Here is a 13,155-nt window from a genome sequence, read left to right as displayed (position 1 = left end):
CTAGTGTACCAAGACTAAACTTGTCTGAGTCTTAATCCAAATAGACCAACATCAAGATATTATACGGCTGACTCTAAAAATTTTATTGCCAATACTATCTTAACTACTATCCACCGGAAGATTTATGCAAATTCCTCATTTTTCTGAAACCAACCACCCGCTCGTTAAGTCCCTTTTTCACCATAGTGATCAAGAACTGCTGGAATTGTTTCAGCAAAATCCCGACGTTGGCAAATACTTTACAGTTATTTTTTGCCGCTATAGCCCGATAGTTTACACTTTGATTCAACATTCGGCGCGATCGCCTGTACAAGCTGACTACCTATTTGCTCTGACTTGGCGGCACATTTATTATGAACTCGGCGGACTGGATTTAAACAACCCCTCACCTGGCCAGGAAGGTTTAACTTTGCAAAATTGGCTGATTAATATCACGGCTGTCTGCATTAACGAAATTCAACTACCACCAACAGAATCCATACATTATTCCCTGCAAGCCACTTCACCGCCGTTATGGTGCTATATCGAACAGGCATTAGACCAACTACCCCCAATTTTAAGATTAATGGTCTTGATGGCTCAAACTTTCCATTGGAGTGAAACTCGCATTGCGGCTTATCTGCAAGCTGAAGGGGAAAAAATTACGCCTCCTGATGTAGCCAATTTTCTCCAGGAAGGCTATCGTATGCTAGAGGACAAATTACCCGCAGATATCCGCGACATCTACTTGGGAGAAGATTTAGTTGAATCGTAAGCTAAGTATATACGCGTAATTAATGAGTCTTCATACTAACAAAATTAATTTCTGCGAGCTTCTACTTAAACCCGAAATCCTAGGGGTAAGTTTTATGAGACAAAGGCATACTGTTTTTAATTTATTCTCCACCCCTAAAACTTCACGTTATGGGTTGGTGAACAAGTATAAATTTTTTAGTTCTTACTTTTTACTTGTGGCTTTGCTACTAAATCCTCTGGTAGCGAACGCAGTTGATATTACTCAGCAGTTGCATCGTCCATTGAATAGTTCTTTTGGACGACAATCGAGAGATGATGCAGACGCGTTATTACGTGTTAGTCAACAGCAATACGCTAGTGGCTACCCGGAAAAGTCTATTGGCTCTAGTTTGCAAGCACTGGAGATTTATCATTTGATTGGTGACCTCAGAGCTAAAGGTTTAACCTATGATTTACTAGCAAAGGCTTATATTCAACTAGGACGTTATAAAGAAGGTGAAGACGCATTACGCCGACATTTAGCGATCGCACGAGATACTCAAGACTTTCAATCTCAGATTTTTGCCTTAAATAATATTGGGACTTTGTTCTTACAAGTAGGTGAACCCATTCCCGCCGGTAAAACCTTAGAGGAAGCACTAATAATTGCTCGCAATGTTAAAAATATAGAAGGGGAAGGATTAACTTTAAGTAATTTGGGTTTGGTATCAGCTAGACAGGGCGATTACAACAAAGCGATCAAGCTGTATGAAACTGCTTTAATATACCGCCGCCGCACTGGCAATCTGCGTGCTGAACTCAATACTTTAAATAATTTAGGTGATACTTATCTAGCGGCTGGCAACTATCAAGATACTATTGCTACCTATGGCGCGGCGATGGGGATGGCTAGACTGAACCGCGATCGCGCTAACCAAATCCGAGCGATAGATGGTTTAGTCACCGCTCACACTGCTGTAGGACGCTACGAGCGTGCTTTTGAGTTACTCCAACAACGTTTAATTATGGCGCAAGAATTACAAAATTTGCCAGAACAATTAAAATCTTTTCAATCCTACGCTCAACTTTACGAGCAGCTAGGTAATTACCCAACTGCTCGTAATTTTTATGAAAGAGCCATCATCCTTTCACAAACCCTAGAAGATCGTCAACAGGAAGTGCTGTTGCGCGATCGCTTAACCCAAATGTTAAAGCGGCGGGAAACAGGTGACAGGTGACTAGTTCAAAAATACTGTACCATCCTCTTGGATTCTGACTGTACCTTTATCTTGACCAAAGTTAGTAGTTTCGTCCAATCTTACTTCCAACATTCCTTGGGTTGATGTCGGCTGTGGAATCACTTGAACCAGTCCTCCATCCTTACGGTAGAGTGTGAGTGTTACAGGTGCATTTAAACCTCGCAGCATCACATTTGATTTACCCTGTAGCGATCGCGGTGCTGTATCGCCAATGACTTCATAAGTTACTTCAGCACCAGTATCATTTACTAACCGGACGTTAACCTGATTATTGACTAGAGCGAGTCTAGCACTGGGTTCTTGGCGTTCTCTGGGAAGGGGAGGTTGAATTACAGAAACCGGTGGGCGAGGGGGAATGATTTGTTCTGGATTTATCCCCCGTGCTTGCATTTGCTGGGTGAGAGCGTTGGGGGGACATCCTTGGGGGACTACATTTCTAGAGTTGAAAGGTTCTTCATAATAAATGCGAGGACAGGGATTGATTCCAGAAGTACGTGATGGTGGTGCTTCCCCACCCATACCTTGTGAGTATGGTGTCTGGGTAACAGGGGGAGTCATCGGTGGTAGAAGTCCTTGAGCCTCCAATCTGCGAGTTAACGCATTGGGAGGACAACCTTGAGGTACTAGAACGCGATTGTTATGAGGTTCTTCGTAAAAAACGCTAGGACAAGGATTTACCTTGGGAATGGATTGCTGTGCTGATGCTACTTGAGGAATTACAGGTATACCGATTAGTAATCCTCCGCAGATAGCACCAAATAGTTTTTGAGAATATGTCTTCATAAGTTACTCCTGATTAGGTTTAATTTTGCTCAATATATAGATTTATGATGTAGTTAATTACATTGCTAAAAATTAAGACAAAATCTGGCATATCAATATAGGTTTTCAGCCATTTAAATTTAGCAACTAGTTGTTTTATATATCTCTAACTTTAGACTTGAAACTCAAGACTAAAACATTTGGTATTTATATCTGTGGTATAATGTGAATCAGAAATATTGGCAACACATGAATAATCTGTAGGAGTGCAATTCCTTGCGCCCCTACTTGAGTAATTAACTATTTGTTAACATTCTTACTAAGCTTCTTCCCAAAGTTGGCGAACTTTGTCGGGTAGCCAACTGGCAATTTCCTCTATTCTTTCTGACGACAATTCGTCTTTAGTGGCAGAAAAAACAGCCTTAACAGCTTGTTCACGATCTACATTTGGAGGCATTCCGCCTTCATTAGCTACTCGAAATAAAAAGCGATCGCTATCAATTTTAAAAATACCAGGGCCTTGCCAGGGTGGACGTACCCGGCTCAGAAATCCCACAAGCGGATTTGTATCATGCCACAAATCAGCAATTTCTAATTGCAGAGATTTATCATCAGTGATTTCTGCTGGTTCATGTAATTCTTCTTCAACGCGATCAGCCGCTTCTGTAGTCATTAAATCACGCATGACTCGAAAAACTACTTCTGTGATATCTCTGGCATCATAGACATCTGGTAAACCACTTTCTACTTTAACTTTTTCTAAAAATGGAATATCTCTTTCTTGGATAGCAGTTGACATTTAATACTCCAAAAATTACTTCATTGTTACATTTTTTTGACAACAAAAAATTAGTTATCTCACCAGTGATAATGCAACCATTAGTAAATAAGTTAATAAATAAAGTGAAGACAATTCATCTACCACAGGAAACAAATATTAGTTAAGAAATTAAGACTCAAGAGTGACTGGTAAAGTAATACTAAAAGTAGTACCCTTACCTAAAGTGCTTTCTACTTGAATTTGACCGTGGTGATGTTCGACAATAGCTTGAGCGATCGCCAGTCCTAATCCTGAACCTGTAGCATTGTCTGTAGCTAGATTACCCGTCTTATGGGTGCGTGCTGGATCGACTCGATAAAAACGGTCAAATAACTTTGGCAGAGCCTCAGCCGGAATCCCCACACCGCTATCACTCACCTTAATTTGCAAATAAGCAGCACTGTTGTAGCGAATTCTATCTATCCGTGCTAGTTCTACATTTACCTCACCACCTGCTGGGGTGTATTGCAAAGCATTACCAATCAAATTCGTAAATAAACGCACCAATTGATCCCAGTTACCCCACAGTGTGAACCAATTTTCCAATAATTCCGGACTAGTTTCAAAAGAGGGAGAGTCAACTAGGTGCAAGTTTAAGCTAATGGCTTTTTCTGTCGCTAGCAGTTGTTGTTCTTCCGCTACCTCCATTAGCAAAGCATCCACAGGACAAGCTGCAAAGCCATCTTTACTCATGCCACTATCTTGACGTGCTAAGAATAGTAGGTCATTAACTAACCTACCCAAACGCTGTGTTAGCCGTTCCACCGCCTTTAACTGTTGGCGATAATTTTTAGTAACAGTCGTCTCGATTTGAGTTAATTCCAAGTCAGTCAAGGCTACTTGCACATTAGTTTGAATTAGCGTGATGGGACTTCTTAATTCATGGGAAGCATCAGCCGTAAATTGTTTCAGACGTTGGTAAGACTCGCCGACAGGTTGCATAGCCTTACCTGAAAGAAACCAGCCGCTAGCAGCTACAGACAGCACCATTAACCCCGTACCCAACGCCAAGTCAAAAATTAACTGGCGACTCGGTTTAGTCACTTCAAACCAAGGATGACTCACCCGCAGATATCCTAAAACCTGTCGTCCTACTTCTATACGTTGGGTGACTTGGCGCAAGAGTAGTGCTGAGTCCTGAGTGGGGGGTGGGGAGTTGGGAGGTTTTGCATTTTCCCATCTCTCTTGTTTAACTATACGTACAGTTTCACCAGTGCGATCGCTATGAATGGGAATATTGAGAGGTTCAGAAAAAGTAGACCAAATTAACTCACCAGTAGAACTAAACCACTCTAAATCAATGTGGTCATCTTCTACTGTCTCCGCATTGGTGCGAAAACTGGCTTCTACATTAATACGGAATTGCTCAGGCTCATCGTTAATTGGTTCAATGACTAGCGATCGCTCCACTATCTCTACTACATGATTCAACGTATCATCAACGCGTTCAACCAAGGTATTACGGACATATAAATATACACCGCTGGCGAATAGTAAGAGTAATACCGCAGTTACAGCAGTGTACCAAATAGCCAAACGGCGACGAGTAGCTTGGAACATTTGACTGACCTGGAAAAGTATGAACTTTGAGCTATATGCAGAATGTACATCAATAATAATCCTGAGAATGTTCCGTTACTGATGAAACATAGTTTAGGGTCGCATAACCCCGATATCACTTAGATACTTATATTATTTAATGTTAGATATATTGCAACCTCACTAGAATTGCCATCTTTGCCCAACAGTTCCCCATATCCTCTGAGGACTAAATGTTGATTATGAATTAAAACAGTAAAAATACTGTTTGTTCTGACTATGTTGTGAGTATAAATGCATCTTGCGCTTGTGGCTTTTTTTTACAAAAAATATGAAGGAATATTGCAGTGACTCCCAAACATAAACAAAAATATAACATTGTTAGCCACCCTGCTATTTTTAAAGCTAATCATACAAGGTGTAGTCATCTAAACTTAGGCACAACCTTAGCAACTTCTCTGCTAGGTTTAACGGTTGTTTCCGTCCCATCAGCAGAAGCTTCAGATCATGTAGTTACTGATTCACAAATACAATTAAGTTTTACTCAAACTTTATCTGAAACTAATAGTTCTCAGACTAGCATTCAAACTGACCTTTCCCAGGATATAGAAAACCCCTCTTTATCAGACGCAAAGCAACTGTACCTCTCATCTAGAACCATAGAGGCTGTAAAAAGTCAAAATATTCAGACCCCAGAATTTATTGGTGTTGATACTGCTGAAATGTTTTCCACTCACTCAAATGCAGGGATGGGGGAAATTTTAGCAGAAAATGTATTAGAATCTGATGAGCAATTAAAGCCCCAAAATCAAACTCAAATCATTGCACAAACTGACTCTTCTGGGGTAGTAGGTGACACCCTAGGCGATACTAATCAATTGCGCCAAGAACTGTTAATTGAACCAATAGTCAGAGTTCGTAAGACCCCTAAAGCTGCTCCTGGTTCATCTGCGGGTACTCCCTCTGCGTATGGTGCAAGTTACGGTCAAGCCTATATTGGGGGTGGGTTAAGTCTCCCGCTTGATAAAGATAAGGATAATGTAGACGGTTCGTTGTCGGTGGGTTTTGGTTTAGGTGATGCAGTTAAATCTGTCGGGTTGGAAGTTAACGTCAATATTACTAGTGTCGGTGGTGGTGGTGATAATTTTGATTTTGGCGATAGTGGCGGTGTCGGTTTTAAGCTACACAAATATTTTACCGATGGTACGGCTGTAGCTGTTGGTTGGTCAAATGCTGTGAAATGGGGAGATGTTACCGATGCTCAAGATACTATCTATGGGGTAGTTACTAAGTCATTTCCACTACAACCAAATAACCCAAATCATAAATTACCTCTCACGCTTTCTGCGGGTCTTGGTAGTGGTAGTTTTCGTTCTAAAGGTGCGATAGAAGCAGGTGATAATGCTATGAATCTTTTTGGAAGTCTGGGTTTAAGAATTATTCCAGAAATATCTTTAGTTACTAGCTGGACAGGAAATCGCCTGAATATGGGAGCATCTTTTGCACCATTGAAAGATATTCCCATAGTTATCAATACTATTTTCACAGATGTAACTAGCAATTTTGAAACTGGTCTTGGGTTTACTTTAAGTGCAGGGTATACTTTTCGGTTTTAGATGTTGCGTTATTTTGGAAATAAAGGATATCAGGTGCAGATAAGTAGTTATGTTTTCCTCTGTCATTAAAACCTACCCCGCTTGCAGGGAGGGAAAATAAAACATAGCTTTGATGAGGTGGGTTTTTTCGAGTTTAATAAGTAATCAACCGGACACAATCTTTAGCAGCAATAGTCATGAAAAAACAAAGCTTACCTCTGAATTTAGGTTTAGTATTAATTTTATTGACTTGTTTAGTCAGTGCGCCCCTGAGAGTAAATGCAGGTAGTGCTAATGTAGTCGGTGTTAGTGATGATTCTGCTAGCTCATCTGGTGATAATCTTAGCCCTGCAACAGAACCACCGCTTGAAGCTGTACCTGGTACTAATGTAGAAATAAATAGTGGTGATTCTGAGGTGAATATTAGTACCTCACCAGAAATTCAGAACAATGTCAATGAAGCGGCTAATGAGATATTGCAACAAGCTGAAGATGCTAATAGCTCAGTAGCAGTCAGTAGTGTTGGTGTTGATGGTACTGTCTTGAGTAATGCGGGTAGTTCTAATAGTGTATTTGCCATTATTGTAGTTATTTTACAAGGTGGTGCTGATGCAGAAAATTCTGTCAATCAGTTACAAAGTTCTTTAGGTAATTTAGGTGTTTCACCATCTGCAATACAACGTCTGGTTAACGCTCTCCGGGGGATGATTAGTCAGTCATCAGCATCTACATCTGGTGTTGATATGGGGTCTTTAAAACCAGCGCATTTAGTAGCTGGTGTTAAGGAGTTAAGAACAGAAGTTGCTCAAAATGTAGCTAAACCAAGTGTGGATCTGAATAAGTTAAATGCTGCTATTACTGCTTACAATAATATTGTGATGGAAAGCAGTCCTGAAGTTGTTCAGAAATTGGCAAAAGACCCACAATTTTTAGAAATTGGTAAAGTTCTGAAGCAGTTACGGGCTGCTTTGAATAAGCGTTAAAATTTGCACAGCGACTGACAAAGCTCATACATTCAGTCGCTGGATAGCTACAACTGACTCAAACTGAGTCGCTTCGAGAATCCAACAGGAGTCCGATAATTCAATTTTGCAATTAATAAGATTGATATTTTTTAAATATTTGAACTTCCCCCTGATGATTAAACTCCATGACTGCAAAGGGCTGCTTTGTATTTCCCGATTCCATTCCTGGCGTTCCTATAGTCATTCCTGGTACAGCTAAACCTGCAAGTTGGGGCTGTTGTTGCAGAAAAAGCTTGATATCATCGGCGGGAATATGTCCTTCCATCACGTAACCGTCAATAATTGCTGTATGACAAGATGCTAAATCTGGAGGTAAATTGTACTTTTGTTTGATAGCTTCCATGTCATCAGTTTTGATATCAGCTTGGATTTTAAACCCGTGCTTTTGGATGTGTTTTATCCAATTTCCGCAGCAGGTACAAGCCGGACTGCGATAAACTTTAACCTCCCGCGTTTGTAAATCTGATGTGGTTTTATTGTCCCAGATACTAGCAGCCAGCGCAGATGTAGAATTACCATCAAAAACAATTACAGTAGCGAGTATAAAAACTAGCAAATTACGCAGCAATGGACTAATTAAAATAGCGATAATTTTGTACATTGATAAATCCTCATTATTTTCATATTATTACTCAAAAATAGCTGCAATTTCCTTTCCTGATTCAACATCTGAAAGCGGTTTTTTAGGTAGCAAAAATTTACCGAACTGAGCATATAAAGCAGGTAAAACTAATAATGTTAACGCTGTAGAAGTAAACAAACCTCCCAGTACCACTATAGCTAGAGGCTGGAGAATTTCTTTACCTGCACCTATGCCAATTATCAAAGGTATCATGCCCAAAGCGGAAGTCAAAGCTGTCATTAAAATAGCAACTAAGCGTTCCATTGAACCTGTAAAAATTACTGTCTTTAAAGGCAAACCCTGGGCTAATTTCTGATTGTAATTATCTACTAATAAAAGTCCGTTGCGTGTGGCTACACCAAATAGAGTAATAAACCCGACTAAGGAAGCCACAGAGATAATTCCGCCACCTAAAGCAATGGAAAATATACCCCCTACCAATGCTAGAGGTAGGTTAATCATAATCATCAGCATCGCAGCAACAGATTTAACTGCAAAGTACATTAAGACAGCAATAATTACAATTGCTAAACTGCCAAATACTAGTAAGTTTTGGGTAGCGCGTTGTTCTGATTCAAATTGACCACCGTATTGAATGAAATAACCTGTAGGTAACTGAATTGATTGCTGTACTTTAGCTTGAATTTCATCAACGACAGAACCTAAATCTCGACCGGAAACATTAGCAGAAACTACAATTAAACGTGAGACATTTTCCCGGTTAATCGTGTTGGGGCCTGTTCCATAGTCAACGCTGGCGACTTGAGCTAGGGGGATTTTTTGCCCTGTGGGGGTATCTACTAATAAGTTGCGGATAATTTCTAAATTATTGCGTGCTTCTGGTTGTAACCACACAACTAAATCAAATAATTGCTGTCCTTCCAAAACTTGAGAGACAACGCGCCCATTCAAAGCTGTTTCGGTCATTTCTGCTAGTTGACCTACTGTTAAACCATAGCGAGCTGCGGCGGCTCTGGAAAATTTAATTTGTACCTGCTTAATGGGGACTTGGGGTTCAAGTTGTAAATCTACCAGTCCAGGTATATCTTTGACAGCCGCCTGCACCTCAGAACCAATGTGACGCAGTTCGGCTAAATCTGAGCCAAAAATTTTGATAGCGATCGCACTTCTCACTCCTGATAATACCTCATCCATGCGGTGAGAAATAAAGCCGCCGATACTAGGGGCAACTCCCGGTATTTTGGCAAATTCTGCCCTTAGCTTCTCAATACTTCCTTTTCTATCTTGTAAGCCTTCCTTAGTTAATTCCACATCTAAATGTCCCAAATTCACACCCCCCGCATCTGCATCGCCAGGAGCGCGTCCGGCTCGTAACTGGACGGTACTAAATCGCTTGTCACCTTTCAAAGCCTCTTGCATAACGAACCCGACTTGATTCGTGGCTGACAGAGAACTCCCTGGATACAGCAGTACAGCATTAACTAAAGATGGTTCTTGGAACTCCGGCAGAAATACCCTACCCAAGCTTGGTAAAATTACTAGGGAAGCAACTAAACTAGCCCCCGCAATTGCCAAGATAATCGTCGGGAAGCGTAGGGAAAAATTGAGTAACGGTCGATAAAGTCGCTGTGATAAGGCATTAACCCAGGTATCATCTGAGGATAACTGACGATGAGCTAATAAAATCGCGCACAATGCAGGCGACAGCGTCATAGCTACAAAAGTAGAGGCAAAAATTGATACCAAATAAGCCACACCCATCGGGGCAAATATGCGCCCTTCTACACCAGTAAGCATGAAAATAGGGGCAAAGACTACGGCAATAATGACTGTAGAAAAAATGACGCTGACTCTGACTGCAACTGAGGTATCATAAACCACCTTAAAAGGATGCTCAGGATTGCTTAAGGCTTGATTCTTGCGTAAACCCCGGTAGCAGTTTTCCATATCAACAATTGAGTCATCCACTACCGAACCAATAGCCACAGCCAAACCACCCAAGGTCATGGTGTTAATTGCTTGACCAAATAAATTGAGAATCAGCATCCCAATTAAAACTGATAGAGGAATGGCACTCAGAGTAATTACAGCCGTGCGCCAGTTCATCAAAAACAGCAGCAAGATAACAGCGACAATAATAGTACCATCACGGAGAGAACTGGTAACATTTTCAATAGCTGCGGCAATAAAACTTTCTTGGCGAAAAGTTTCTGTAACTTTCACATCTGGGGGTAATGCTAATTTTACCTCTGCGATCGCCTTTTCAATTGCTTTAGTTACAGTCGGTGTATCATACTGCGGCTGTTTATTCACCATCACCACAATCGCATACTCACCATTAAGACTACCATCACCACGTTTTAAAGCCGCGCCAATCTGCACAGATGCGACATCTTGGAGTAACACAGGCGTACCATTACGGGCTGTCACAGCAGAATTAGCCAACTGTTCAATAGATTCAACCCGTCCCAGTCCCCGAATAATCACTTCTTGGTCGGGGTTAATTAAAAAACCACCAGCCACATTCACATTAGCGGCTTTTGTAGCTGCTGTCACCTCATCCAAAGTGACATTAAATGCTTTCAGCTTCGCCGGGTCAACTAAAACCTGATACTGACGAACATCACCACCATAAGCAATTACTTGAGAAACCCCAGGGACAGCCAAAAGTCGATTCGTCACATCCCTGTCAACCAAACGCCGCACTTCCATTAATGGCGTAGTGTCAGCCGTGAAAGCATACTGTAACACCGTCCCAATTGGCGAAGTAATCGGCGAAATTTGGGGATTTTCTACACCTGATGGTAACTTCTCCTGCACCTGTTGCAATCTTTCCGTCACCAACTGACGCGCCTGATAAACATTCGTACCCCACTTGAAAATCACCTTCACCACAGAAATTCCCACCGCCGACGAAGAACGTACCGTTTCCACCCCCGGCGTACCATTCACAGAACTTTCAATCGGCAAAGTCACCAAAGATTCTACCTCTTCTGGAGCGAGTCCTGGGGCTTCAGTTTGAATCTCAACTTGTGGCGGTGCAAAATCAGGAAACACATCCAACGGCATCTGAGTCAGATTGTACACACCCAAAAACGTAACTACAACCGCCCCCAAAACCACCAACCACCGTTGAACAATCGACCACTTAAGGATGCTATTTAACATTTCCCAACTTCCCAACACCAAAAAACTCACTCCAACTCTCCGCGCCTCTGCGTGACGGACACTTTGCTTAAGTCGGGAGACCCGCCCACACAAGTGTCCTCCTCTGCATGAGACAAATCCAAACTCAAATTCACCGCCGATATCCGCCGCCGAGACCAAACAGCACCCCCAAAAAAAGCTCCTGTAGTTAATAAACTTCCTCCGCCAACCCCCAATAACCACAGTGGTACAGGCAGATTCGATGTTACAGGTGTGTTTGTTTCCCCATGTTCATGTTCGGCTGCATTAGATTTATTTCCCCCCAGCAAAGACTGCGCGTACAGTTGCGGCGCACGCTGAGTTACGACTAAATCCCCTGCAAATAAACCCGTCTTCACCTCAACCATATCCCCAGAGGTTCGACCCAAAGTAACATCAACTACTTGGTAGGCGTTACCATTTTGGATGTAAACCTGTTCCTTACCATTGACATCAACAACAGATGTAGAGGGAATAACTAACACTGCTGATGATGTTTGATTTGTGAGAACTTCCAATTCAGCAAACATTCCTGGTTTAAGTACACCACCAGGATTATTAATTTCCGCTTTCACTGGAACAACCCGCGTCTCCCCTGTCACCGCCGAATCAATAATAGTAATGCGTCCTGTAAATGTGCGGTCAGGTAAAGCAGCCACTTTGGCATTAACCCGTTGACCTTGACGAACTTTATCTAAATCTTTTTCGTAAATATTAGCTGTAGCAAACACCCGACTATCATTAACAATCGTCATTAATTTGCCACCTGCATCATTGAAGGTTTGACCGATAGTAACTTCTCTATCCGCAACCTTCCCAGAAATTGGTGCTGTTATTGTCACAAGTCCTTTGTTATTACTACGGATGCCTAGTTGTTGCAAGCGAGTTCCATAGTTTGCACTGCTGAGACTAATTCGGGATTTGGCAACTGTAACATTAGCCTGGGCGCGTTTGAGTTGATTTTCTGCGGCGATGACTTCCCGGCGACTATTAGCTTTAGTTAGTTGCGCTTTCGCCTGGGCTAGCTGAGTTTGAGATTCTAAAGCATTACGTTGGGGTAAAGCACCAGCCTCAGCTAAATCTTTGTCTTTGTTATATTTTTCTTGAGCAAATGCTACTTGACTTTCAGCTTCAGTAATTTCAGCAGCCGCAATTTGTTGATAGCGATAATAATTTTGTTGCGCTAATTTTAAATCTGCTAAAGCTTGTTGTAAATCTGCTTCACCTTGAGCCAGTTTCTCTTGTGACTCTACGCGCAGTGAAGCTAAATCTGGACTGGTGACGACAGCAACGGGTTGACCTTGCTTAACTACAGTACCCGGTTCTACCAATAACTCAACTACTTTTGCCCCTGGAATGGGTGTAGTAACTTCCGCTTGTTTACTAGGTAGGGTTTCTATTTTACCTGTAGTTTTAATGCTGATAGCTAGTTGCTGTGATTTGACTGGTGCAACTTTTATTCCTAACCTTTGAGCCGTTTTAGCATCTACCTGTACTGAAGTGTTAGCCGATGCTTCATTTCTTCCCTGAAATTCATTTCCGTGTCCAGCATGGGCTAGAACTACTGCGGGACTCGCTAATAATAGTAAGCTGGCTAGTATACCAGAGGCACTACGCATGATTAAAAACAGAGAGTTTAACATCGCTATCAGAAATCCTGAGTTACGGGGTA

General features: G+C 41.7%; 10 protein-coding genes. 4 read left to right on the top strand and 6 right to left on the bottom strand.

Annotation, left to right across the window (positions count from 1 at the left end):
• Positions 1 to 124 precede the first annotated feature (124 nt).
• Positions 125 to 754 carry a sigma-70 family RNA polymerase sigma factor gene (locus tag VB693_RS02115; RefSeq protein ID WP_190700595.1) on the top strand — a complete coding sequence of 210 codons (630 nt, stop codon included), beginning with the start codon at positions 125 to 127 and terminating at the stop codon, positions 752 to 754.
• A 94-nt stretch (positions 755 to 848) separates the two neighbouring features.
• Positions 849 to 1,952 (top strand): tetratricopeptide repeat protein, encoded by a 1,104-nt coding sequence (locus VB693_RS02110; RefSeq protein ID WP_323264855.1) that lies wholly within the window; start codon positions 849 to 851, stop codon positions 1,950 to 1,952.
• On the opposite strand, the gene VB693_RS02105 is transcribed toward VB693_RS02110, so the two are convergent.
• The 3 genes from VB693_RS02105 to VB693_RS02095 form a co-directional block, all read right to left on the bottom strand.
• On the bottom strand, positions 1,953 to 2,756 hold the full coding sequence (locus VB693_RS02105; RefSeq protein WP_323264854.1) for a hypothetical protein: 804 nt from the start codon (positions 2,754 to 2,756) through the stop codon (positions 1,953 to 1,955).
• Positions 2,757 to 3,054: 298 nt separating this feature from the next.
• Positions 3,055 to 3,534, bottom strand: coding sequence for a DUF2267 domain-containing protein (locus VB693_RS02100; protein ID WP_323264853.1), 480 nt, complete (start codon positions 3,532 to 3,534; stop codon positions 3,055 to 3,057).
• Positions 3,535 to 3,684: 150 nt separating this feature from the next.
• Positions 3,685 to 5,115 (bottom strand): HAMP domain-containing sensor histidine kinase, encoded by a 1,431-nt coding sequence (locus VB693_RS02095; protein ID WP_323264852.1) that lies wholly within the window; start codon positions 5,113 to 5,115, stop codon positions 3,685 to 3,687.
• Positions 5,116 to 5,441: 326 nt separating this feature from the next.
• On the opposite strand from VB693_RS02095, the gene VB693_RS02090 reads away from it, so the two are divergent.
• Both VB693_RS02090 and VB693_RS02085 read left to right on the top strand, forming a co-directional pair.
• Positions 5,442 to 6,710 (top strand): hypothetical protein, encoded by a 1,269-nt coding sequence (locus tag VB693_RS02090; RefSeq protein ID WP_323264851.1) that lies wholly within the window; start codon positions 5,442 to 5,444, stop codon positions 6,708 to 6,710.
• Positions 6,711 to 6,886: 176 nt separating this feature from the next.
• Positions 6,887 to 7,672 (top strand): hypothetical protein, encoded by a 786-nt coding sequence (locus tag VB693_RS02085; RefSeq protein ID WP_323264850.1) that lies wholly within the window; start codon positions 6,887 to 6,889, stop codon positions 7,670 to 7,672.
• A 112-nt stretch (positions 7,673 to 7,784) separates the two neighbouring features.
• Here the strand turns inward: VB693_RS02085 and VB693_RS02080 are convergent, their stop codons facing one another.
• Genes VB693_RS02080 through VB693_RS02070 form a run of 3 tightly spaced genes read right to left on the bottom strand, consistent with a single transcriptional unit; the run spans position 7,785 to position 13,126 of the window.
• The gene (locus tag VB693_RS02080; protein WP_323264849.1) at positions 7,785 to 8,315 is read right to left on the bottom strand and encodes a DUF411 domain-containing protein; all 531 of its coding nucleotides are present in this window, start codon (positions 8,313 to 8,315) and stop codon (positions 7,785 to 7,787) included.
• Between the two features lie 27 nt (positions 8,316 to 8,342).
• Positions 8,343 to 11,465, bottom strand: a complete 3,123-nt coding sequence (locus VB693_RS02075) for an efflux RND transporter permease subunit (protein ID WP_323264848.1) — start codon at positions 11,463 to 11,465, stop codon at positions 8,343 to 8,345.
• 26 nt (positions 11,466 to 11,491) lie between these two features.
• A complete protein-coding gene (locus tag VB693_RS02070) occupies positions 11,492 to 13,126 on the bottom strand; it encodes an efflux RND transporter periplasmic adaptor subunit (protein WP_323264847.1) in 1,635 nt (544 codons plus the stop codon).
• Positions 13,127 to 13,155 lie beyond the last annotated feature (29 nt).

Origin of the sequence: Anabaena sp. UHCC 0399, assembly GCF_034931465.1 — a bacterium.
GTDB lineage: Bacteria > Cyanobacteriota > Cyanobacteriia > Cyanobacteriales > Nostocaceae > Trichormus > Trichormus minutissimus.
This window is presented reverse-complemented; position numbering and strand designations above follow the sequence as displayed.

Bases quoted from the DNA above. Each gene is read 5' to 3' on its own strand.
- VB693_RS02115 (WP_190700595.1), top strand. From the start codon at position 125: ATGCAAATTCCTCATTTTTCTGAAACCAACCACCCGCTCGTTAAGTCC.
- VB693_RS02110 (WP_323264855.1), top strand. From the start codon at position 849: ATGAGACAAAGGCATACTGTTTTTAATTTATTCTCCACCCCTAAAACT.
- VB693_RS02105 (WP_323264854.1), bottom strand. From the start codon at position 2,756: ATGAAGACATATTCTCAAAAACTATTTGGTGCTATCTGCGGAGGATTA.
- VB693_RS02100 (WP_323264853.1), bottom strand. From the start codon at position 3,534: ATGTCAACTGCTATCCAAGAAAGAGATATTCCATTTTTAGAAAAAGTT.
- VB693_RS02095 (WP_323264852.1), bottom strand. From the start codon at position 5,115: ATGTTCCAAGCTACTCGTCGCCGTTTGGCTATTTGGTACACTGCTGTA.
- VB693_RS02085 (WP_323264850.1), top strand. From the start codon at position 6,887: ATGAAAAAACAAAGCTTACCTCTGAATTTAGGTTTAGTATTAATTTTA.
- VB693_RS02080 (WP_323264849.1), bottom strand. From the start codon at position 8,315: ATGTACAAAATTATCGCTATTTTAATTAGTCCATTGCTGCGTAATTTG.
- VB693_RS02075 (WP_323264848.1), bottom strand. From the start codon at position 11,465: ATGTTAAATAGCATCCTTAAGTGGTCGATTGTTCAACGGTGGTTGGTG.
- VB693_RS02070 (WP_323264847.1), bottom strand. From the start codon at position 13,126: ATGTTAAACTCTCTGTTTTTAATCATGCGTAGTGCCTCTGGTATACTA.